The following is a 21850-nucleotide window of genomic DNA, read 5'->3' as shown; positions in this document are numbered from 1 at the left end:
ATAATTACATTAAGACATGGTTAAACCCTTACCCTAGATAGGATTTAATCTAAATATAAGAATAGGAAGTGATTATATGATAAAGATTATCAACAACAATAATAGAAGAGAATTCAGTGATAAAATCATAAAAGCTGAAAAGGAATTTTTTCCTATGCTTGGATACAGAAAGATGGCTTTTCACGATAGAATTCTTAACAACCACAAGATAGATGATGCAGGTGATAAACAAAGAGCTGATTTTATGACAAAGCATTGGCAAATGATTGACTACTTAGATAATGGGGATTATTGCTTGTACCATTTGTTTACGACAGATAGTACACCAGATGTCTTAATGACCACCATGATTATACCTTCTAATTTTGAGCGGCGAATTGAAATTGTGGAAGAGTCCATAAAGCATATCCTTCAGTGGGCTAAAGAACAAGGGTCATTTCAATATTTTAAAATTCAAGTCCTTGAATACGGGGAAATTCAGGTATACCCATCATTAGCTTACTATCTGGTGCCTATCCTCTTGAGAGAGAATTTTCAGCCACAATATGGTATTTATTTAAAAACAAACACAAAAAATAGTATAGCTCCATTTTCTCTAAAGGGTACATACCATGTCAAAAAAGGGAAAGATAATCCATATGATGCTATATATGAATTTTATAAAAAGACAACTTTTAATGCATATTTCTTAGCGGATTCAATGGCTGAGATGGATGAGATTAAAGATAAAGCTATATTTTACGATTCGCTAATGACAGTAAGAAATAACCAAGATGACATTATAGGGGCAATCTATGCAGATATGGACGAAGAAGGTAAAATATGGTTAGATAATCTTGCCATAAAAGATGATTATGTGAATGAAGAGATAGGACGCTTCTTGATACACGACATATTAGGGTTGTTAAAAAGACAATATGCTGACCGGGATATATATGTTTACACCTATCGAGCTTATAGAAAGTCGATTATGGATTATGAATCGTGTGATTTTGAAGGCTTCGAATATTGGGTAGACTTATTATATAGTTTTAAGGAGTAATATATGAGTCATAAAAATGGAAAAGATATCTTTCCACCAGAGCTATTAAGAGAAATACAAAAATATATAAATGGGGGGAACGTGTACATACCACGAAAAGATTCCCATACCAGATGGGGTGTTAAAAGCGGCATTCGACAAGAGCTTATTCAGAGGAATAGGCAGATACGTCATTTATTTAGAGATGGTACCAGCATTGAAGAATTATCTTTTGTATTTGGTTTAAGTGTCTATACCATTAAAAAGATTGTATATGGAAAAGATAGGGGAGAAAAGAATGAGTAAAAATTATAGAGGAAAAAGCATCAATAGGAAAACAAAGTGGCGAGGGACTTGCCCAAAATGTAATCGTACAGGGGTAAAACTGATATGGCCCCAAGGTAATATAAAGGTATGCAAGCAGTGTTTCAGTAAAAACAGCAGTGAGAAAAATTAGGAATTATGGATACTTACATAGAGATCATAAAGACCACAAGCTGATTAGCGTCGTGGTTTTTTATTTGCATAGATAAGTGGATTGAGGTTTATGGGTATACAAGCTATAATAGATAGAGTAATCATTTAATAAGACAAAAGGAGAAGTAAGAAGATGGCCATGAATCTAAGAAAATATGGAGAAAAACCCTACAAAATAGCGGTTATACACGGTGGACCTGGAGCAGCAGGAGCCATGAAACCTGTAGCAGAAGAATTAGCAAAGTTATATGGGGTACTGGAACCCTTACAAACGGCTAAGTCAGTAGAAGGACAGATTCAAGAACTTAAAGATATTATTGAAGCTCATGGGGAAGGTCCTATGATTTTGATTGGACATTCTTGGGGAGCTATGCTCATCTATATGTTAGCAGCTCAGTATGCTCATCTTGCGGATAAAATAATAATGGTAGCTAGTGGAGCGGTAGAAGAAAAATATTATCCTGATCTTTGTCAGACCAGAGAAGAAAGGTTATCAGAATCAGAACGTGAAGAACTAACATCTTTAAGAAATAAGTTTAGTAATCAGGGTAAAGAAGATAACATGGATGTTATATTTGGTAGATTCGGAGCACTTATGGAAAAGTTAGATGCTTATGATCCCATGGAGATGGATCATGATGACCATACATGCTGCTATGAAATATTTGCAAAAGTATGGCCTGAAGCACACAGGTTAAGAAAAAGTGGCGCCATGTATGAAATGGGTAAAGATATTCAGTGTGAAGTCGTTGCCATTCATGGGGACTATGATTCCCATCCAATAGAAGGTATAAGGGACTCCTTACATAAAGTTATCAAAAACTTTACTTGTCATGAATTAAAAAACTGTGGGCATACCCCTTGGTATGAAAAACAAGCCAAAGATGCGTTTTATCAGATATTATTAAATGAAATTACCCTTTAAATGATTATATAATATAAAATAATCAATAGGCTACTCTCTAAACAATGTACGAAGAGTAGCCTTTTCACATTTAGTTTATGGTAACGTGATGAGCATATTATTGGTCCTTAGCTCTTTCAAGTACAGTTATAGTGCCCGTATAACCATCCAGCTCAACCAAGTCATTATTCTTGAGAACCTCTGTAGCATCATTGGTTTTATAGATAGATGGAATTTCCAGTTCTCTGGTAATGATACCATAATGATCATAAGGTGAACCCCAGTTATAGATAATTCCTTTTACCTTTGATATGCAAGACATAATATCACCGCAGTGGCAATGGGGCAATACCAGGATACGATCACCTTCCAGTGTATTCGGCTTGCCTAGATAGATTTTACCAATGACCTTCTTACGCATACCCGATAAACCCTTTAATATGATTTGGGTATCATGGGAAGGGGAGGGTGTATTATGATGAGGCTGATTCGTATTTTTCTCTGGAACATGCCCAATAATCTCTGGTGCTAACATCTGTTTGTTGAGGGCATAGGTGTTTTTTCTATGGGTTATTACATGTTCCTCTAATGACCTATTTTCTAATGCCTTTAGGATTTCATCCAAATGAAGGAATTGTACATCTTCCGGTGATACCATTAATCCTTTAGCACATAACCATTTCCCTGCTTCAATGGTGGCTAGTCTAAGATACCCCCGATAACTTCTTTCCATATAATAATGATGATTATCATTAGCAAGTAATGATTTTTCAGCTAATGCTATCATATCAAGGAATTGGGATTGTTCCTTTATATCTAATCGGCTAAGAAGCTCATCTTTTAAGGTTACTTTGCGAAGCAAAGCCTCTTGTTTCGATTGGAAAAAGAGTTTCTCATCAGCAGATAATAAATGCCTTACCTGACCCATACAATAATCTGGCCTTTCTTTAGCAGTAGGATGCAAAATAGCATCTAAACCAGCATCACAAATACCGTATTCCGCCATGTAAACAGCCATAAGTTCTAGGAATTGACCAGCAGCTGGTTCCCTTTTAAGTCGTTCATAAAGAATGGTATCATATGGATAGGTGTGAAACATATCCATTAAAATGGGATTGCGCTTAATCTCAGATGTCATCAAGTATAAAAGTTCTCGTTCTCTAGCTAAAAGGCTGAAACCATAGATTAAGTCGTAGCAGTCTTGTGTCTCTAAGTCATCAAACATGTCTAATATTTTTTCTTCAAACACAACTAAAAACTCATTGGCTTGGGTAGCATGCCAGTGTTGACGCCAAGTATATGTAAGATATTTTACAGATAAATGGATGTAGTCTATTATCTCTTTAGCAGATAAAGATATATCTGTGTATCTATTTAAGGCTTTTGTCAACTTGTTAATTTCAGGCAAGATGGTATCACAAAAGATACATTTACCTTCGGAAAAGTTTTTGAAGAGCTTATCCAGATAGGCTTTTCGTTTTGATTCAGCATCCTTTATTGAAAGTGGTTTTACATAAGCATAACCATGTTGAATCATGAATTCACCATATAGATCTGTACGAAACACGGTTTCATAAACACCCTTTGACTGTTCTTCACATTCTATTTGGATGATGTCTTCCATAAGTGGCGTATAGGGCGTAGGGAATAAACGATACCACGTATCCAAAGCATCCTTATCTGAACGCCATTTTATTGGAAAATCAGATGTTTTTATGGTGGTGATAGGTCGTGATTGAAGAATATAAACGTGATGGTTAGCATAAGTCCACTCAATGTCTTGTGGGCAACCAAAGATACCTTCAATAAGTTTACCCTGATCATGAAGCATGACCAATATTTCTGGTGTAAGAGATAATGAAACATCATCAGAGGAATAGGCAAGAATCTTCTTTGTATCTTTTTCCATACGATAGAAACAAGATGGTGCAGAACCGTCAACATAGTCCCCACAGATACTGTTCACACCATTAATCTGCATATGCTCAGTATTCATATGTACGGTATCAGCTGTAAAGATAACACCTGATGGCGATCCCTTAATAAATTCCTGAACAATGACCCCCATTTTAAGGTCTTGAAAAGGGATATTGTTATCTAGTAAATAGTCTAGAACAACATCAGCATACAAGCTGGCAAACACTTTTTTAATGGCTTCTTCAACATGGGAGATATCCAGTTGTATGTAGGATGTAAACATACCTGCCATACTACGAAACAGGCCGTCCTCAAGATTTGAGGATGATCGTACTGCAAATGTGGTGTTCGGACAATCATTTCTGATGGAGTCCAAATGAGCAGTTACACAAGCTCTAACAGAAGGCGGCATATGTCCTTGAAGTATGGCTTGACGAATTTCTTGACTATAAGCCATATAATCATCAGGTGTATAGGAAATCGCGTTATGTGTTAAATAGGTTTCCAGACAAGAAAAGTCCAGTGCAAAACCCTTTGGTACATACTTTATGTTTTTTGATAATTCTCCTATGTTTGCAGCTTTGCTACCATATTGTAGATTGTCTTTTTTACTTAGCTGTTTTAAAGATTGAATCATGTAAACCCCTCCTTACAGATTAAATAATAGATGATGAGGATAAAGCCCATAAATAACCATCGATTATAGTATTATAGCAGAATCAAGGCAGCAAGATAAGGATTATATTTAACTTCTTTATATGCTATAATAGGATAAACCCATTTTTATTTAAAATTGATGACAAGGGGGAACGAACATGAATCAATATAAATCGAATACGTCAACTCTGCACAAGGTCTGTCAATATGACAAAGGTGATAACTGTGCAGGGGTAAATTAATTGATCGCCTAATTAATGCAGATGACAGACTTTGTGTCCTTAAGTGAGACTAACGATTAAGGAGCGAAGTTCAATGAATTATGTCAATGCAAAAAAAATATTACCGGAACATCTTGTAAAAGAAATACAGCAATATGTTCAAGGTGGCTTCATATATATTCCATCCCAACCGGAAACAAGAAAGCGGTGGGGTGAAAAATCAGGCTATCGGGACAGGATTAAAAGACGGAACATGACCATTAAGAGCAAATACCTGGAAGGTTATACAAAAGATGACCTTGCCAAAGAGTACTGTCTTTCCATGGATAGCATTCATAAGATTATATATAAAAAAATTTAAAAAAAGTTACTACGCCTTGACTGGGTAGTAACTTTTATTAAAGCATAAGAGGTAAAAAATAAATAATAGCCATTTTATCCCTATATACGCCACATAGAATCATGGTATGATGATGTAAAAGACAATTGTGGAGGTATAACATGCAGAAAAATCCAATGTTTCTGGGAGAAAAAGTGTACTTAGTACCTATAGAATCACAACATCTAGAGGTCTATTATGAAAAATTACAAGAAGCAAGTTATGACAGCTGCTTCTATACGGGTAGTAAAAAAATAATTACCATGGCTCAGTTAAAGGCTTATGTTGAAAGAATAGAAGTGGACAATGAACGACTGGATCTGTTCATCGTTAGTCAAAAGGCTGATGAAATAGTAGGCGAAGTGGTATTGAATGACATTGATTTTGAAAACCGTTGCAGCAGTATCCGTATAGCTTTATTTTTGGATGAGAATTTCAATCAAGGATATGGTTCTGAAGCCATGGCATTAACGGTAAACTATGGTTTTGGTATGTTCAATCTTAATCGGATAGAACTAGAAGTGTATGCATATAATGAGAGAGCAATTCATGTGTATAAAAAGCTAGGGTTTAAGGAAGAAGGAATATGTCGTCAATGTCTTTATTTTAACCATGCTTATCATGATGCTTATAGGATGAGCATATTAAGTCAAGAGTATAAAGGGTTAAATCCTTCGTAAATCATCCTAAGTGAATAGGCGTTTTTGAATACTATCTCTTACAACATGGTGTATCAGAGTCAGTTAATTAGGCATAGATTATATGGCGTGCCATATAAATAATATATATCATGTTTAGTGGAGGAACATAATGGCATTAGCAAAATATGTGGATAAATTGCCAACCATACCCACACTAAAACCGACAGATCGGGTCGAAGGGGCAGATTATTATAAGATAGTTATCTCACAATTTAAAGAAAAATTACATCGAGACTTACCACCAACTACCGTTTGGGGTTTTGCTGGTCGGTATCCTGGACCCATTATTGATGTGATGAAAAACCAGTGGATAAGTATTCAGTGGTTAAATGAACTACCACCTGAACATTTATTACCTATTGATACAACAGTACATGGTGCTGAACCTAGTGTTCCCAGTGTTCGAACAGTCATTCATGTTCATGGTTCAGTGGTCCAGCCAGAAAGTGATGGTTATCCTGATGCTTGGTATACAAAAGACTATAAAGTGGTAGGTCCTATGTTTACCCGAAAAGTATACGATTATCCCAATCAACAACCAGCTGCCACCTTATGGTATCATGCCCATGCAATAGGTATTACACGCCTGAATGTATATGCAGGGTTAGCCGGTATCTACATCATACGTAACCCCGCATTGGATTACTTGCAGTTGCCAAAAGATGCGTACGATATGCCATTGCTCATTCAAGACCGGACCTTTAATGAGGATGGTTCACTGTACTACCCATCTCAAACAGACCCACCCAATCCATATGTAAACCCAAGTGTTCTATCGGATTATTTTGCTGAAAATATATTGGTTAATGGTAAGGTTTGGCCTTATTTGGAAGTTGAGCCAAGGAAATACAGATTTCGCATCATTAATGGGTCTAACTCGAGGTTCTACAACATGAAGTTATCCAGTAATCAGCCCTTTTATCAGATTGGAACAGATCAAGGATTTCTTGAGTCTCCTGTTGTGACCCCTGTTATTTTACTTGCTCCCGCAGAAAGAGCAGAGGTCATTATTGATTTTTCTGGCCACAGGGGTGAGCATATTGTCATAACCAATGATGCAGCATCCCCATATCCTCGAGGAGGTCCAGTAGACCCAGATACAACAGGGCAAATTATGCAGTTTCGCGTCACTAAAAAACTAAAAAGCAGGGATAACAGTATCATTCCATATCACTTAACACCCATTGACCCCTTAAGCGTAAAAGATGCCGTATTAGAAAGGGATATTACCCTTGACCGTATGGAAGACGAATACGGGCGAGCCTTATTGTTGTTAGATAAACGAAGGTGGCATGATCCCATAGAAATAAAACCAGAAGTTGGCACCATTGAAATATGGAAATTCATTAACTTGGCTAATTCAACGCATCCCATACATATCCATCTTGTAAGATTTCTCGTACTGGATCGTCAGCCTTTTGACGTAGACCATTATCAAGCCACGGGAGAAATTATGACGACAGGACCTGCTGTACCACCTGAGTTGAATGAAAGAGGTTGGAAAGATACTGTACGAGCAAATCCAGGAGAACTAACAAGAATCATCATAAAGTTTGTGCCTTACACAGGACTATACCCATGGCACTGTCACATATTAGAGCATGAAGATCATGAGATGATGCTGCCATATGAGGTGATTTATTAAATCTGGATGAATAGTATTGCTGGTGGGCAAAGGGGTTTTGTCATGAAAGCAATTTTATTGGCTAGAAGTTTTGGAAACTATAAGAGGAGCTTAACCTCTTATAGTTTCCTACGATATTGACGTTATTTAGCTTTAATAAGACAGCCCTTTTATTGCAGATTTACATATGAAAAAAGGAGGATGCATCATGACGCATCGATTAGCGGTATCAGGTAGTACCATCTTATCCGATATTAACCAATTGGATAATTTATTATGGGATGGCATCAGCAATATTGAAATAGGTGAATTCGCAGATGAAGAAGCCTTTCAAAAATTCCTACGATTCAAAAAAGAAAATAAGTTGACCTTCGGCATCCACTCGCCAATTATACGGGGGACAAGCAAGTATGACTTTATTCAAAAAGTCCACTATGACCCAGCAGTTGCATGGCAACAAGTTGATGCAGAAGCCAACAGATTATCCAAAATAGGGGCGGAATACCTGTTGATTCATTTTCCTTTTTTTCAAGATAAAATAGAGGGTAATCCTCATACCTGTATTGAAGAAGGACTACAGCGATTAAAGTGTATTCGAGAGAAGTATAACATGGAGATTGTTTGTGAACCTAAGCTTGGCGTTAACAGATCAAGTGCGGGCATTCATTATCTCCATGATTTTCCAGTAGATTTATGGGCTGCATACAATCTTAAATTATGTGTTGACATTGGCGATTACTTGATGGCAACAAGTGATAAAATATTGGATTATCTGGCCAAGTGGAAAGATTATATCAAAGTAGTACATTTACATCACATTGACTATATTGGCGATGAATACACATGGGTTCCCGTTCACCCTAGTGGGGAAACGATGGGACATGAAACAATACAACCCATTATTCAGTATTTGGCAGCGTTAGATAATATAACTTTTGTTTTTGAACACACACCTCAGCTTGTTCCTAGTGAAGCTTATGTAAAGGAGGGTTACATATGGATGCGTCAATTAATATATGGAGAATAAGCACAAAAGATAACCCCATTCAATGAAACAAAATATGAGAAAGAAAATTATTTTATCATAATTCCAACCAAATCCAGTTCTTATGCATCTAATCTATGAGATCTCAAAAAAATGCAGAGTAGGGAGGAATTATTATATTGTGAATAAAAAAGAAAAATACGACGTCAATTCTGATATTAAGAAAGCTATTAAAAGTCAAGAAATTATTGTGCCGGATATCCTTGAGACGCGTATACGAAAAGTAGTAGAGGAATCTCATATTAAGAAGAAGCAATTTAAAATACGATATGTGGCTTCTTGTTTTATAGGTGTAGTAGTAGCCTTGGTTCTTTTGATACAATACAACAAGTCTTTTGCAGAAAGCGTATCTAGGATACCTATTGTGAAAGAAATTGTTAGGATACTCTATGAGGATAAAGGATATACAGAAGCCACAACTAATGGTTATAAAGCAATAGATGAACTAGTATGGGAAGAAGATGGTTATAAATTAGAGTTATATGATATGTATATCGATGAAGAACGTATAACTTATAAGGGTAACTTAACGGGGAATAAAATCAAAAATTATAATTATGATTATGAGTTAAAAAGACATTATCGATATGCTAATTCAACATATGGCTCACAAAAAAAAGGAGATGCCATATGGTTTAAAGGGGATTACCCAATGGGCGAAGGTGAGCTGAAAAAATTATTACAATCAGAGAGCCCAGCAATATTCTTAAGTCTTAACGTGTTGCCTAGGATTGGCGAAAAACCCAATAAAACCTATATAATCACTGTACCCATTAACAAAGATAATCTTCAACTTAGTAAACAATATGACTTAACTCATATGAAATCAATCAAGAAGAATGACCTAACCATTCAGTTTTGCCATGTATCCATAGGACCAACCATTATGGAGTTTTCATTTGATTATAGTCAATCATCAATGTATGGTGTCGGGTTTATAAATCCTTATCTTCGGGATGATAACGGTAACCGTTATAAACTGCATAAGCAGGATGTATTTGTTGGAAGTTCAAACATATCCTTGTTACTGGTACCTTCTCTTTATTATCGAGATTTGCCTGAGAAACTATACTTTGGTTATGATGGTATAGAGATTATGGATAGAGAAAATGAATTTACACTTCGATTAGATGACACATACCCTAAGACTATTCATTATACAGGGGTAGAGTATAGTGTAGAAGAATTTGCATATGATAACGAAGAATTGTTGATTAGAATAAAAGGCAATACAATTGACCAAAGATTTATTTTAAGACTAGAGGGGGCAACTTCAAGTCGTGGGTCCATCGAGGATGACATATTTGATATATTTTTTAAGGTAGCACAAAAAGATGCTTATACGTTCTATTTTGATAGTGCTTACACACCTATTTATGAAAGCAATGAAGTAGAAATTGAGTTAGGACGTGAACGCAATGAATAAACAACTGGTTAAGAAGGCACAGAAGGGTAATAAGGAAGCATTAGCCCAACTGTTTTTAAGTGTACAAGATGAAAGCTATAAAATAGCATATAGCTATCTAAGACATGAGCAAGATAGTATGGATGCGGTATGTACTGCTATTGAAAAAGCCCTTATGACCATTAAAAACCTTAAGAAAGCAAAGTACTTCAGAACTTGGTTTATACGCATTGTAATCAATGAAGCTAAGATGTATATTCGCAAGCAGAGTAAAGTCATCTATTTACAAGATGATGTGTTGGAAGTACAAACCAATAGAACAAGTAAAATATGTGAATTGCAACAAAAAGAATTGGCTATGGACATTAAAGAAGCCTTAGATAATCTACCAGAAACAGACAGGAGTATGGTGTATATGAAATATTATTTAGAATACTCTTTTAGAGAAATTGGGGAGATTTATCAGATGCCTGAGAGTACGATAAAAACAAAAGTATACAATGCCTTAGAAAAATTGCGAGGAGCCATGGTAAACCCTAAGGTAATATAATACGTAGTGTGATATCAGCCTATAGATAAAAGTGTATGAACTTTTACCTATGGGCTTTATTTTTAACAGTAATATCCGAAAACCGCTTTTCATATTGCTCATCCTATATTATGATAGAGTAGAGATAAGACAATAGGACACAAAGGCAGGTGATGGCATTGCATCAGCATCCATATAAAACAGCTCGTGAAAATAAGGATAAATGTTACGATGGAAAATTCTTTTTTGGTGTGAAGACAACAGGTATCTTTTGTCGACCATCCTGTCCTTCACCCATTGCCAAAGAAAAAAATGTACAATACTTTGATACCGTCTTTGATGCATTAGAGAGTGGTTTTCGGCCTTGTTTAAGGTGTCGGCCGGACATCCATGTGGATTATTATAATGGGAATGTGGATGGCACATCTATTGTTCATGCTGCACTTCATAAAATATATGAAGGTTATCTTAATAATCATTCTATTAGTGACTTAGCTAAAGAATTCTACGTATCCGATAGGCATTTGCGTAAGCTTTTCGTGGAAAATATAGGGCTGCCACCTGTTAAAATAGCCACATACCATAAAGCTCTGTTTGCAAAAAAGCTTTTAATCTATTCCAGCTTACCCATAACGGCCATTGCCTATGCGTCCGGATTTGGTTCAACACGACAATTTAATGATGTATTTAAGAACATATTTGGAGGAACACCTACCATGATTAGAAAAGGCATTAAGCGAGAGGATGAAGCTGGTAACACCACCATGATGTTAGCTTATGAAGAACCTTTTGATTTTGAAGGTATACTGGCATTTATGGGATTTCGAGCCATAAAAGGTGTTGAGGTCATTACACCATCTAGCTATAGCCGAACATTTAGAAGGGATGGCTCAGAAGGTTATTTTACAGTGACGAATAATAGAGAGCAATCAGCACTGGCATTAACAATTGTAAGTGATGACATTAGATGTTACATGTCCATCTACAACCAAGTAAGAAAAATGTTTGATTTAGATACCGATTTTACTGCTATTAACGCACAATTTACCCAAGATGACATCTTATCACAGGGTATGGAACGGGGACATGTTCCACGATTACCCACAGCATTCGATCCATTTGAACACACCATTCGTGCCATATTAGGCCAACAAATAACCGTAAAAGCAGCCACAACTCTAGCTGGAAGAATTGTGGAAAGGGGCAACATAAAAGCCTCAACTGATTTGCCAGAAGGATTAAGGTATCATTTTCCCAGTCCTGAAGAATTGATGGTCCTTGATCTAGACGGCATTGGCATTACGAAGACAAGGCAGCGTACCATTGAAAATGTCGTAAGTGCCATTGTGAACAAAGAGGTGAGTCTTACCGCTAATCAACCATTTGATACTTTTTACAAGTCTTTTTCAGCTATAAAAGGTGTAGGAGATTGGACGGTTAATTATGTAGCCATGCGAGGTATGGGGATGGTCGATTCATTCCCAGCAAAAGATCTTGGCATTATAAAAGCCCTTACAGTAGAGGATAAGAAACCCACATTAAAAGAAATTTTATCTAAGGCAGAAAAGTGGCGACCGTATCGAGCATATGCCGCACTATGTTTATGGAAATATGCCAGTAGAAAGGAGTAATAGCATGTACTATACCCGATTTAATACGCGATTTTGTGAGATTATTTTGGTGGGTGATGAAGAAGGATTGACCCATCTGCATCTCAATACAGGTGAAGGGAAACGGACTTTTGATATCAGTGAAGCATGGGTTAGAGATGATGCATTTTTTGCTTCAGTCGTTCAGCAAATTGAAGCTTATTTCAAAGGTGAGCAAAAGGATTTTGATATTAAGCTGAATCCCAAAGGAACAGCTTATCAAAAGAAGGTTTGGCAAGCCCTAAGAGAAATACCGTTTGGTGAAGTATGGACCTATAAAGATGTAGCTGCACATATTGGTAATGACAAAGCTTCAAGAGCAGTGGGTTTGGCCAATAGTAAGAACCCCATACCCTTAATTGTACCATGTCATCGTGTCATTGGTTCTAATGGCAAGTTAACAGGATTTGCACATGGGTTAAACATAAAAGAAAAATTAATTCATTTTGAAGCATCTCATTAGAGAAGATGATGCATATCGTCAATGAAACAGTAGCTTATCACCTAGAACAAACTTTTGTTATCTATATTTGGATGCATCATAAACAAGCCTGTTTTTAGCTAATATAATGCTTTGCTAATATGACAAACAGTTGTCATATATCTATTGATACAATAAGCCATGAATTACATTTAGTAAAGAGGAGGCTTATGATGCAATTAGAAAAAAATTTAGTGTATTATAGTGAACAGGGATTGGTATCATCACCAGGTGAATATGTAACCTTATTAGGAGAGCTGCCAGTCCATATAAAACAGTTATGTGAGTCTATTCACCAATTAGTGTTAATTGATTTTTTACCCAATATGGGGTTCGTCAACGTACCTTCCATACACCTAGAAGACGTTCAGATAAGAGACATAAAAAACAGACTAAAAAAGATAGTAGATAGAGACGATTCAAGTATCTTAGCCAAAAGAAGTTTTGAGAAAATAACATTAGGTAATTGCAGAGATTTATGTCTGATGCTATGTTCCGTGTTAAGGCATCATCATATACCAGCAAGATTGCGGTCAGGATTTGGTACTTTTTTTGTACCCCAGAAATACCATGATCACTGGGTTTGTGAATATTGGTCACAATCAGAGAACCGTTGGATGAGGGTTGACCCATGGATGAGCCAGATCCATTATAGGAAGGAGCTATTACCGCCTCAATTAAGTGAGGGACTGCTTCAGCTTGACTTGAACCCCTATGATGTACAAAAAGAGTACTTTATAACAGGAGCAGAAGCTTGGATAAATTGTAGGGAAAAGGGACATGATTCAAATAACTATGGTACGTATGAACCTCACTTAAAAGGTTTATGGTTTGTACGTGATAATATGATAAGAGATTTATTATGCTTAAACAAAATTGAGCCCTTGGCTTGGGACTGTTGGGGTGCAATGGGTAGAGAAAACAGCAGTATAGACGAAGATGAGCTCACATTACTCGATGATATTGCAGCATACTTAGTTAAACCCAACCTTACACCAGCTTCCTTATCTAAGAAATTAGCAGGACTAAAAATACATGATGCTGTTCTGAAATCATTGGCGTAAGAGGATAGAAAAATGGACAAACATGCACTTTTAGAAAAAATTAGAGATAAACATCTAGATGTGCCTTATTTTGCTAAGCAAACCATCCAAGATGGGGGTTTTAGGCATTTTATTGTAGAGGAGTTATTACACAACAATGACATCATGGTTTATTATCATTGTTATTACATCCTCTCTTTAGCAAGTGAATTAGAGCCTGAGCTTTTTTATTCTTATTGGGATGATTTTGCAGGTTTAATCCATCATAAGAACTCTTACCATCGAAGTATTGGATTAACCCTCATTGCACATTTAATGACATGCGATAGGGAGCGTTTAATGGATGGACTTCTTAACACCTATTTAGCGCATATAGATGATGAGAAATTTATGACAGGAGAATGCTGCGTACAGCATTTAAAGAGAATTGTCAATAATAGAAAAGATTTGAGGGAGCATATTATAGAAACGCTATTGGATATGGACAATAAGTGTTCCTATCCTGAAAAGCAAAAAGAATTACTTAAATATGAGGTGTTGAATGTCTTTGAAATGGTCTATGATACGATTGATCAAAAAGAAAGATTGGACAATTTTATAATTCAAGCATCCGATAGCATAAGCGGTAAGACAAAGAAAAAAGCAAGACAACTAAGAAAAAAATATAACATCTAATTATGAACCGGGACTGTCTCATAAAAGCAATTTTATCTGCCAGAAGTTTCTGGTACCTAGAAAGCTTAACCTCCTATAGGTGCCTACGAAATGGACGTTATTTTGCTTTGATGAGACAGCCTTTTTTTGTATATAAAACCATAAAAAAAGATATTCATATTGACAATAATAGACTGATGGTCTATAATGAAATTATAATTAGACTGGTGGTCTATTAAATACATGAACCTTTATAATGAGGGAGATAAAATGTCCAGAACAAGAAGCGATGAAGCATATAACAAGAAGCGATTAGCTATTAGCCAAACAGCTCTCCAGATACTTTTAGAAGAGGGTGCCCAAAAGTTAAGTGTCAATTATTTGTTACGTAAAATGAACATGGCCAAAGGGGTTTTCTTTCATTATTTTAAGTCCAAAGAAGAGTTGTTTAACCATGTTGTTCATTGCGCTTATAGTCCCATTCTTGAAACGATGCAAAGTATATTGCAGGAGAAGGAACTGGGTGCAGTGGAAAAATTGGTTAGGCTCTATCAGTCTGTTGGCTATATGAAAGCAGATTATGGAAAAGGGTTAGATGATCTATTAAAAATAATGTATCGTGAAGATAATAAACTCTTTTTAACAGCATTAATGAAACAGGCATTTGAAGTAAGCTTACCAATCTTTGAAGAAATTATCTTAGAAGGAGTGACAGCTGGAGATTTTTATGTAGATTCTCATCATGCCGTTGCTTATCATATCCTTACGATTACCATGGCGCTAAATCAAGAAATTGGGGTATATCTTTTATCAGACCACAAGGAAACTAATAGAAAAAAACTCATGGACAAAATCATGTTAAGTGAAAAGATCATTGGCTTTATTTTGAATTGTAATGTAAGTGGAAAGCTTTATCAACCAGCAACACTAAAGCGTTTAGAGATTTTGTAAGCATTTAACAAAGGTTAAGTGGTTGTGTAGTTATCATTTATCCTAAGGAGGTTAAATATGGGAAACCTAAACATTAAACATTACGCTTATAATGCATTTATCATCCAACATGATGACATTAAGGTCGTCATTGACCCTGGACGAAATCTATATTGGACAAAATTTAACAGCTTGATTCCCAAAACAGAATGGGAAGGAATCACCCATGTTTTAGTTACTCATGGTGATCCGGATCACTTTGCATATGCGCCATCTATTGCAAAGAAGGCAGGAGCAAAAGTCATCTGTGAAAAAGAGCTGGAAGATGTGTTTTTATCGGATGGCGTTAAGGATGTCCATAAGATAACAGCAGGTGGTGTAATCGATTTCGAGGGGTTAAAAGTGGAAGGGCTCAATACATGTCATGGTCCTTTGAACGTTAAACTTGGTTGTGGATTATTGGAAACGAAAAATGTATTGGTTAATCGTAACCAAGGTGGGCATGCCATCTATGTAGCATCCTTCAAGATTACAGAGAAGAAATATAGGATAACCGTACGTAATCATGGAACCCTCAAATTTTTATTCGGATTAATACGCCTTGAAAAAGATAATATTGATTTTGCAAGAGGGTCAGTGGGATATAAAATCACCATAGGTGGCAGAACAGTTGTTAACCTTGGTGACACCATCCTACAGAAAGGATGGGAATCATTAAAGCCTGATGTATTAATGATTCCTATTGGTGGAAATATCTATAAGAATACCATGGGAGAAAAAGAGGCTTTAGAAGCAATCAAACGCATAGAGCCTAAGGTGGTTATTCCTTGTCACTATAATAATGGCTTTTTATGGAGAAAGCATATGAATAAAGCAGATGATGAGAACTTTAAAAGAGAAGTAGAGAAGTTAGGAATCACGTGCTTGATTATGACATATAAGGATGAGATTACAATATAATACCTCATAATATTAAAAGAAATCAGCTTATGGCATAGAGATACCAAAAGGCTTCCTAATTTTAGGATGTCTTTTTTTTGTAACCTCTTGACAAATACCTTTGTAAAATATAGTATAGACGTATGGACGTCCGGTCGTTATGAAGCGTTTTCTATTATACTTTTCCTATCCTATTCTTCGTATCGGGAATATGAGTATCATAATGGCTGTAACAATGAAACATGATGAATGGAGAGAAGATATGAAAAATAAGATTCTGAAAGCCATCCAATCACATGAGGAACTAGCACATTATACGATTCATATTGAACTTTCTAAGGAAGGGATTGTAACCCTTCGTGGTGAAGTGGATCAGTGGCAGCATGTAGTCGATATTGGGCATATTGCGGCAAAAGTAAAAGGGATTAAAAATGTGGTGAATGACATAACCGTCAAGGGCATAACGATTCCTAAAAAAGATCGATCAGAAGAAATCAGGAAGGTTAAAGCATCTGGTCATGTAAGAACATGCGACGTGGTTATCATCGGTGCTGGTATTACAGGATGTGCTATTGCAAGAGCTTTATCCAAGTATCAATTAGACATCATTGTTGTCGACAAAAACAGTGATATTGCCGAAGGGGCCACCAAAGCTAATAATGGTAATATTCATCCCGGTCTTATTGCTAAACCAGGTACATTAAAAGCTAAATTAAATATAAAAGGAAATGCCATGTACACAAAATGGGCAGAAGAACTGCACTTTGCATGTAATAGAACAGGTTCTCTTGGTGTTGTTTATCATCAATCAGAGTGGTACCTTTTGAAGCTTCTTCAATTTATGAAGATAACACGGTTAGGTTATCTCTTTAAACCCCTTAGGCAAGCCATGAAAGTTCCTGGTCTTAAATGGCTAAGTGGTCAAGAAGTTCAAAAACTGGAACCTCACATAGAAGGTAAACCTTGTGGAGCTCTATTGATGACCACCATGGCTATTGTGGAACCTTATGACGTTTGCTTAGCCTTAGCAGAAAATGCTGTCATGAATGGTGTTTCCTACATGTTAGATACAGAAGTTATCGATGTACTTACAGAACATGGACAGGTAAAAGGTGTAATGACCGATAAAGAAGTGATTAGAAGTAAGTACGTCATTAATTGCGCTGGTGTATATGCAGACCATATAGCAGAGATGGCAGGTGATCGCTTCTATACCATTCATCCAAGACGTGGTGCTATTGCCATATTTGATAAGAGTAGAAAAGGTTACTTCAATCGACCCCTTGTTTCCTTTTCACGAACAAGAGGAAAGAAACAACATTCAAAAGGAGGGGGTGCTTGTATGACACCAGAAGGCAACCTTTTATGGGGGCCAACAGCCAAAGAAATTCCTGACAAAGAAGATAAAAGTGTTGAACGTACCGATATGGATTACATACATGCTCTTGGCAATCATGTAACAACGAATGTTAAGCCATCAGAAATTATCACTTTTTTTGCAGGTGTTCGGGCTGCAGACTATAAAGAGGACTTTATCATTAGTATGTCTGAAAAAGTAGATGGCTTCATACATGTTGCAGGTATCCAGTCCCCAGGGTTAGCTTCTGCACCGGCCATTGCAGAAATGGTAGAAGACATGATTAAAAAAGATCAAGGTTGTTTACATAAAAATGTCCATTACAATCCTATACGCAAGCCAAGGGGAAAATTTCGCCATATGAGTCATCAGGAACAGGATGCCCTTATTCAAAAGAATCCTTTATATGGTCATGTTATATGCCGTTGTGAGCTCATTACAGAGGGAGAAATTGTGGATGCCATACATGGTCTGATTCCTGCAACCACTTTGGATGCTGTTAAGCGAAGAACAAGGTCAGGCATGGGAAGATGTCAGGGTGGATTTTGTGGACCAAAAGTGCTTCAAATATTAGCGAGAGAATTACACAAGGAACCCATAGAGATTACATTAAAAGGATCAAATTCCTATGTGCTTCAAAAGGATAATAGAAGGTAAGCAGATGTTGCCATCTTGGTGTGTTTGGAGGGAGTCATGTGAAACATATAACAATTGATGTACTGGTTATTGGTGGAGGTCCAGCTGGTCTTGCAGCAGCGTTAGAAGCCAAGAAACAAGGTGTCCAGGAAGTCATGATTATGGAACGTGATGTTGAATTAGGCGGGATTCTACAGCAGTGTATTCATGATGGTTTTGGTCTTCATCGGTTTGGAAAACGTCTATCGGGCTGTGAATATGCAGAGCGCTTCATCCAACAGGTAAAAGCTCATCACATTCATGTGAAATTAAAGACCACGGTTATTGATATACTTAAGGATAAAACGGTTTTCGCCATGAATGCAGAAGAAGGGATGCTCAAGCTGCAATGCGGTACAATTATTCTTGCTATGGGTTGTCGTGAAAGAACCCGCTCACAAGTATTTATCTGGGGAACACGACCTAGTGGTGTATTGACCGCAGGAACAGTACAACGTTATATTAACATTGAAGGCTATTTACCTGGTAAAAAAGCGGTCATCTTGGGTTCAGGTGATATAGGGCTCATTATGGCAAGACGCATGACATTAGAAGGGATAAGTGTGGAAGGAGTCTATGAGATTATGAAAAGCCCAGGAGGTCTTAAGCGTAATATTAGCCAATGCCTGATAGATTATGATATTCCCATGCATCTTTCAACAACAGTGGTACATATTCATGGCAATAATAAACTTGAAGGTGTAACCGTAGCTGCAGTGGATGATAAAAGGCAGCCAATAGAAGGAACCAGACGATACATCCCATGTGACCTTTTGGTATTAGCCGTAGGTCTTATACCTGAAAACGAGTTGTCAGCAAAGATGGGTATAGAAATAGACCCTAAGACAAAAGGACCCGTTGTGGATGAGAGTTTTATGACATCGGTAGAAGGTGTGTTTGCAGCAGGAAACGTGGTGACGGTATATGACTTAGTTGACGATGTATCCATAACAGGAGAAATCGCTGGGAGAGGTGCAGCTAAGTATTTACAAGGCAAGCTTAATCAAGACACACACTATCAGATGATACATTCCACCAACTTGATTAACTTAGTTGTACCCCAACGTTTTAGAAAAAATAATTTAGAAAACCACTTAACAGTTTATATGCGTGTAAGGGAAGAAATGAAAAAAGTTTACATCCATGGTACGATGAATGATCGGGTATGCTTGCATAAAAAACTAAACATCGTATCACCACCTGAAATGGTCGTGTCTAACATTAAAAAAGAAGATATAAGCGATAAAGGTGATATCACCATGGCTATAGAAAGAGGGTGAAAGGATGAAGCAAGAATTTACATGTATCGTTTGTCCTGTAGGATGCACCCTGACAGTTGATGAAGAAAATCATCAGATCAAGGTTACAGGAAATCAGTGTAAAAGAGGGCTTGAATTTGGTGAAAAAGAATATACAAGACCCATGCGGATACTGACAACTACTGTGAAAATTGAAGGCAGCCTACATAAAAGATTACCCGTTATCAGTAAGGGTGAGATACCTAAGGAACAATTACACCAGTGCCTGCAGGCTCTTTATGAACTCTCCATAAAGGCTCCTATTAAACGAGGCGACATTGTGGTAGAAGATATCTGTCATACAGGGGTAAATATTGTTGCATCTAGAGGTATAGAGCCATTGATTAATGATTAAACTCTAAACTACCAGCTTAGTTGGTAGTTTTCTCATGAAGATTCCTGTTCATGAATGGCATACATATTTTTGCAAATCCGTTTTCCTGATGCCGTTTTGAAAATATTACCGTATGTGGCAGTGATTGCAGACTTACTGAAATCATCTTCAAACATATTCACAAGAAAATCTGCTTCAATTAATATCTGATAATCCATACCGTCTATATGGGCATAGGTATGATGATGTCCTACCAGGTAGCAAACCCGTGCTATAATGGAAGCATCTACACCTAATACAGTTAACATGTCTTTCGCCACAGCAGGTCCTTCCTCTTCTTGAAGTTTCCCATGGCATTTCCCGTACTTCTCTTCTGCAACTTTAATCCCTATATCGTGGACAATAGAGGCTATTTCTAAAACAAATTGAGTAGATTTATCTAATTGTTCAAGTTCGCCTATTTGTTTAGAAAAACTGTGAACTTTTATAAAATGATGGATGCGTTTAGGATCGCCCGCGTAGTAGGCTGTCATTTTTTGCAGTAAATGATTGATGATACTCATGCTCTTCCTCCTTAGATCATGTGTAAGTCATTATTCCTTACTCATACTATTTTAAGTGAATACGTCAACAATGTGTATGACTATTGTATTACAACCCATGAAAACTTTCAACTGGTAACCCGTGATTGAATAAGGGCTCAGGTCTGAAAGCGAATAGACATCCATCCATGAAATGTGGTAAAATACTCTTATCTATTATCGGTTGTCCATGGAAAAATCTTGCTATGGTCCGATAAATTGGTACATCATTGATTTTTATTATTAATGGATTACCAATATGTATAGGAGGTCGTAACATGCAATATAACCCATCAATACCTGTATATATACAGATAAAAGATGACATTATTCACAAAATACGCGAAGGTGTATGGAAAGAAAATGAAAAGATTCCTTCAGAAGTGAAGTTTATGGAGGAATATGGAGCAGGGAGAGGAACCATTCGAGAAGCCATTCGACTCATTATTGATGAGGGCTATTTATATATAAAAAAAGGCATTGGTACGTTTGTGGCCCAGAAGGAAGTTGGTATATCCATTGAACCCTTTGTTAGTCTGACTTATTTTATTAAAATGAGAGGATTGGATATACACACAAAAGTGTTAGCAGTTGAAGAAAAAATCATGGATCAGGCTACATCCAAGGAAACGGGTATTCAAGCAGGTACACCATGCTTATTTGTTAAACGCATACGTATGATGAAGAATCAGCCCATTGGTTTAGAGATATTTCACTTCGTTTATGAAGCACATACACGCTATCAAGATTTTGATTTTACTCAAGGGATCTCTCACTACCTATTCCATGACTGTCAATTAACAGTAAGTAAAATGAACATGGACATGGAACTGGTTGAAGCTTCCGGAGAAGGTAAGCAGCTTTTAGAATTAGGTGATAGCAGTATGATGCTGGTATCCAATCGTATCGTTTATATCAATGCTAATCAAGACATACTCTATCACTTAACCTTTGTTTGTGGTGAAGAGCTTAGTCAAATTGGTCTTGATAAGTTTGTGTAAATAAAAACATGTTTCATTCTGTAGAATG

22 protein-coding genes are annotated in these 21850 nt (G+C 36.7%); 20 read left to right on the top strand and 2 right to left on the bottom strand.

Translation table 11 applies throughout. The features are described 5' to 3' along the window. Positions 1-76 precede the first annotated feature (76 nt). The 4 genes from HZI73_RS18160 (at position 77) to HZI73_RS18145 (ending at position 2423) form a co-directional block, all read left to right on the top strand. Positions 77-1042, top strand: a complete 966-nt coding sequence (locus tag HZI73_RS18160) for a hypothetical protein (RefSeq protein WP_212694787.1) — start codon at positions 77-79, stop codon at positions 1040-1042. Between the two features lie 3 nt (positions 1043-1045). Beyond that, positions 1046-1327, top strand: a complete 282-nt coding sequence (locus HZI73_RS18155; protein WP_212694786.1) for a CD3324 family protein — start codon at positions 1046-1048, stop codon at positions 1325-1327. Further along, complete coding sequence (locus HZI73_RS18150) at positions 1320-1478, top strand: hypothetical protein (protein WP_212694785.1); 159 nt, start codon at positions 1320-1322, stop codon at positions 1476-1478. The genes HZI73_RS18155 and HZI73_RS18150 overlap by 8 nt, the downstream gene beginning before the upstream one ends. Before the next feature lie 153 nt (positions 1479-1631). Continuing rightward, positions 1632-2423 (top strand): alpha/beta fold hydrolase, encoded by a 792-nt coding sequence (locus HZI73_RS18145; RefSeq protein WP_212694784.1) that lies wholly within the window; start codon positions 1632-1634, stop codon positions 2421-2423. Positions 2424-2520: 97 nt separating this feature from the next. Here the strand turns inward: HZI73_RS18145 and HZI73_RS18140 are convergent, their stop codons facing one another. Beyond that, a complete protein-coding gene (locus HZI73_RS18140; protein ID WP_212694783.1) occupies positions 2521-4956 on the bottom strand; it encodes a PEP/pyruvate-binding domain-containing protein in 2436 nt (811 codons plus the stop codon). A gap of 335 nt (positions 4957-5291) precedes the next feature. On the opposite strand from HZI73_RS18140, the gene HZI73_RS18135 reads away from it, so the two are divergent. The 15 genes from HZI73_RS18135 to HZI73_RS18065 all read left to right on the top strand — a co-directional run bounded on the left by HZI73_RS18135 (position 5292) and on the right by HZI73_RS18065 (position 20261). Next, complete coding sequence (locus HZI73_RS18135) at positions 5292-5558, top strand: CD3324 family protein (RefSeq protein WP_212694782.1); 267 nt, start codon at positions 5292-5294, stop codon at positions 5556-5558. 140 nt (positions 5559-5698) lie between these two features. Beyond that, positions 5699-6256: a GNAT family N-acetyltransferase gene (locus HZI73_RS18130; protein WP_212694781.1), complete on the top strand. Its 558-nt coding sequence runs from the start codon at positions 5699-5701 to the stop codon at positions 6254-6256. 130 nt (positions 6257-6386) lie between these two features. Then, the gene (locus HZI73_RS18125; protein ID WP_212694780.1) at positions 6387-7922 is read left to right on the top strand and encodes a multicopper oxidase family protein; all 1536 of its coding nucleotides are present in this window, start codon (positions 6387-6389) and stop codon (positions 7920-7922) included. A 187-nt stretch (positions 7923-8109) separates the two neighbouring features. Then, entirely contained in the window at positions 8110-8928 is an 819-nt protein-coding gene (locus HZI73_RS18120; RefSeq protein WP_212694779.1) for a sugar phosphate isomerase/epimerase family protein, read from the top strand. A 139-nt stretch (positions 8929-9067) separates the two neighbouring features. Next, positions 9068-10372 (top strand): DUF4179 domain-containing protein, encoded by a 1305-nt coding sequence (locus HZI73_RS18115; protein ID WP_212694778.1) that lies wholly within the window; start codon positions 9068-9070, stop codon positions 10370-10372. Continuing rightward, a complete protein-coding gene (locus tag HZI73_RS18110; protein WP_212694777.1) occupies positions 10365-10901 on the top strand; it encodes an RNA polymerase sigma factor in 537 nt (178 codons plus the stop codon). The genes HZI73_RS18115 and HZI73_RS18110 overlap by 8 nt, the downstream gene beginning before the upstream one ends. 152 nt (positions 10902-11053) lie before the next feature. Further along, a complete protein-coding gene (locus tag HZI73_RS18105) occupies positions 11054-12511 on the top strand; it encodes an AlkA N-terminal domain-containing protein (protein ID WP_212694776.1) in 1458 nt (485 codons plus the stop codon). Between the two features lie 4 nt (positions 12512-12515). Further along, complete coding sequence (locus HZI73_RS18100) at positions 12516-12992, top strand: methylated-DNA--[protein]-cysteine S-methyltransferase (RefSeq protein WP_212694775.1); 477 nt, start codon at positions 12516-12518, stop codon at positions 12990-12992. Positions 12993-13180: 188 nt separating this feature from the next. Beyond that, positions 13181-14074: a transglutaminase-like domain-containing protein gene (locus HZI73_RS18095; protein WP_212694774.1), complete on the top strand. Its 894-nt coding sequence runs from the start codon at positions 13181-13183 to the stop codon at positions 14072-14074. Between the two features lie 12 nt (positions 14075-14086). Beyond that, positions 14087-14728, top strand: coding sequence for a hypothetical protein (locus tag HZI73_RS18090; RefSeq protein WP_212694773.1), 642 nt, complete (start codon positions 14087-14089; stop codon positions 14726-14728). A gap of 249 nt (positions 14729-14977) precedes the next feature. Beyond that, a complete protein-coding gene (locus tag HZI73_RS18085) occupies positions 14978-15658 on the top strand; it encodes a TetR/AcrR family transcriptional regulator (protein ID WP_212694772.1) in 681 nt (226 codons plus the stop codon). Between the two features lie 57 nt (positions 15659-15715). Next, the gene (locus HZI73_RS18080; protein ID WP_212694771.1) at positions 15716-16597 is read left to right on the top strand and encodes an MBL fold metallo-hydrolase; all 882 of its coding nucleotides are present in this window, start codon (positions 15716-15718) and stop codon (positions 16595-16597) included. 241 nt (positions 16598-16838) lie between these two features. Then, positions 16839-18590, top strand: a complete 1752-nt coding sequence (locus HZI73_RS18075; RefSeq protein ID WP_212694770.1) for an FAD-dependent oxidoreductase — start codon at positions 16839-16841, stop codon at positions 18588-18590. 38 nt (positions 18591-18628) lie between these two features. Beyond that, on the top strand, positions 18629-19888 hold the full coding sequence (locus HZI73_RS18070) for an NAD(P)/FAD-dependent oxidoreductase (protein WP_330619579.1): 1260 nt from the start codon (positions 18629-18631) through the stop codon (positions 19886-19888). A 4-nt stretch (positions 19889-19892) separates the two neighbouring features. Beyond that, positions 19893-20261, top strand: a complete 369-nt coding sequence (locus tag HZI73_RS18065) for a DUF1667 domain-containing protein (RefSeq protein ID WP_212694769.1) — start codon at positions 19893-19895, stop codon at positions 20259-20261. 32 nt (positions 20262-20293) lie between these two features. Here HZI73_RS18065 and HZI73_RS18060 read toward each other — a convergent pair whose 3' ends face one another. Next, positions 20294-20803 (bottom strand): HD domain-containing protein, encoded by a 510-nt coding sequence (locus tag HZI73_RS18060; RefSeq protein ID WP_212694768.1) that lies wholly within the window; start codon positions 20801-20803, stop codon positions 20294-20296. A gap of 296 nt (positions 20804-21099) precedes the next feature. Between HZI73_RS18060 and HZI73_RS18055 the strand changes: the two genes are divergently transcribed. Then, positions 21100-21822 carry a GntR family transcriptional regulator gene (locus HZI73_RS18055; protein WP_212694767.1) on the top strand — a complete coding sequence of 241 codons (723 nt, stop codon included), beginning with the start codon at positions 21100-21102 and terminating at the stop codon, positions 21820-21822. Positions 21823-21850: the final 28 nt, after the last annotated feature.

The organism is Vallitalea pronyensis (genome assembly GCF_018141445.1).
In the GTDB taxonomy this organism is placed as follows: domain Bacteria; phylum Bacillota; class Clostridia; order Lachnospirales; family Vallitaleaceae; genus Vallitalea; species Vallitalea pronyensis.
This window is presented reverse-complemented; position numbering and strand designations above follow the sequence as displayed.

Coding starts and splice junctions, on each gene's coding strand:
- HZI73_RS18160 (WP_212694787.1), top strand. CDS start 77: ATGATAAAGATTATCAACAACAATAATAGAAGAGAATTCAGTGATAAA.
- HZI73_RS18155 (WP_212694786.1), top strand. CDS start 1,046: ATGAGTCATAAAAATGGAAAAGATATCTTTCCACCAGAGCTATTAAGA.
- HZI73_RS18150 (WP_212694785.1), top strand. CDS start 1,320: ATGAGTAAAAATTATAGAGGAAAAAGCATCAATAGGAAAACAAAGTGG.
- HZI73_RS18145 (WP_212694784.1), top strand. CDS start 1,632: ATGGCCATGAATCTAAGAAAATATGGAGAAAAACCCTACAAAATAGCG.
- HZI73_RS18140 (WP_212694783.1), bottom strand. CDS start 4,956: ATGATTCAATCTTTAAAACAGCTAAGTAAAAAAGACAATCTACAATAT.
- HZI73_RS18135 (WP_212694782.1), top strand. CDS start 5,292: ATGAATTATGTCAATGCAAAAAAAATATTACCGGAACATCTTGTAAAA.
- HZI73_RS18130 (WP_212694781.1), top strand. CDS start 5,699: ATGCAGAAAAATCCAATGTTTCTGGGAGAAAAAGTGTACTTAGTACCT.
- HZI73_RS18125 (WP_212694780.1), top strand. CDS start 6,387: ATGGCATTAGCAAAATATGTGGATAAATTGCCAACCATACCCACACTA.
- HZI73_RS18120 (WP_212694779.1), top strand. CDS start 8,110: ATGACGCATCGATTAGCGGTATCAGGTAGTACCATCTTATCCGATATT.
- HZI73_RS18110 (WP_212694777.1), top strand. CDS start 10,365: ATGAATAAACAACTGGTTAAGAAGGCACAGAAGGGTAATAAGGAAGCA.
- HZI73_RS18105 (WP_212694776.1), top strand. CDS start 11,054: ATGGCATTGCATCAGCATCCATATAAAACAGCTCGTGAAAATAAGGAT.
- HZI73_RS18100 (WP_212694775.1), top strand. CDS start 12,516: ATGTACTATACCCGATTTAATACGCGATTTTGTGAGATTATTTTGGTG.
- HZI73_RS18095 (WP_212694774.1), top strand. CDS start 13,181: ATGATGCAATTAGAAAAAAATTTAGTGTATTATAGTGAACAGGGATTG.
- HZI73_RS18090 (WP_212694773.1), top strand. CDS start 14,087: ATGGACAAACATGCACTTTTAGAAAAAATTAGAGATAAACATCTAGAT.
- HZI73_RS18085 (WP_212694772.1), top strand. CDS start 14,978: ATGTCCAGAACAAGAAGCGATGAAGCATATAACAAGAAGCGATTAGCT.
- HZI73_RS18080 (WP_212694771.1), top strand. CDS start 15,716: ATGGGAAACCTAAACATTAAACATTACGCTTATAATGCATTTATCATC.
- HZI73_RS18075 (WP_212694770.1), top strand. CDS start 16,839: ATGAAAAATAAGATTCTGAAAGCCATCCAATCACATGAGGAACTAGCA.
- HZI73_RS18065 (WP_212694769.1), top strand. CDS start 19,893: ATGAAGCAAGAATTTACATGTATCGTTTGTCCTGTAGGATGCACCCTG.
- HZI73_RS18060 (WP_212694768.1), bottom strand. CDS start 20,803: ATGAGTATCATCAATCATTTACTGCAAAAAATGACAGCCTACTACGCG.
- HZI73_RS18055 (WP_212694767.1), top strand. CDS start 21,100: ATGCAATATAACCCATCAATACCTGTATATATACAGATAAAAGATGAC.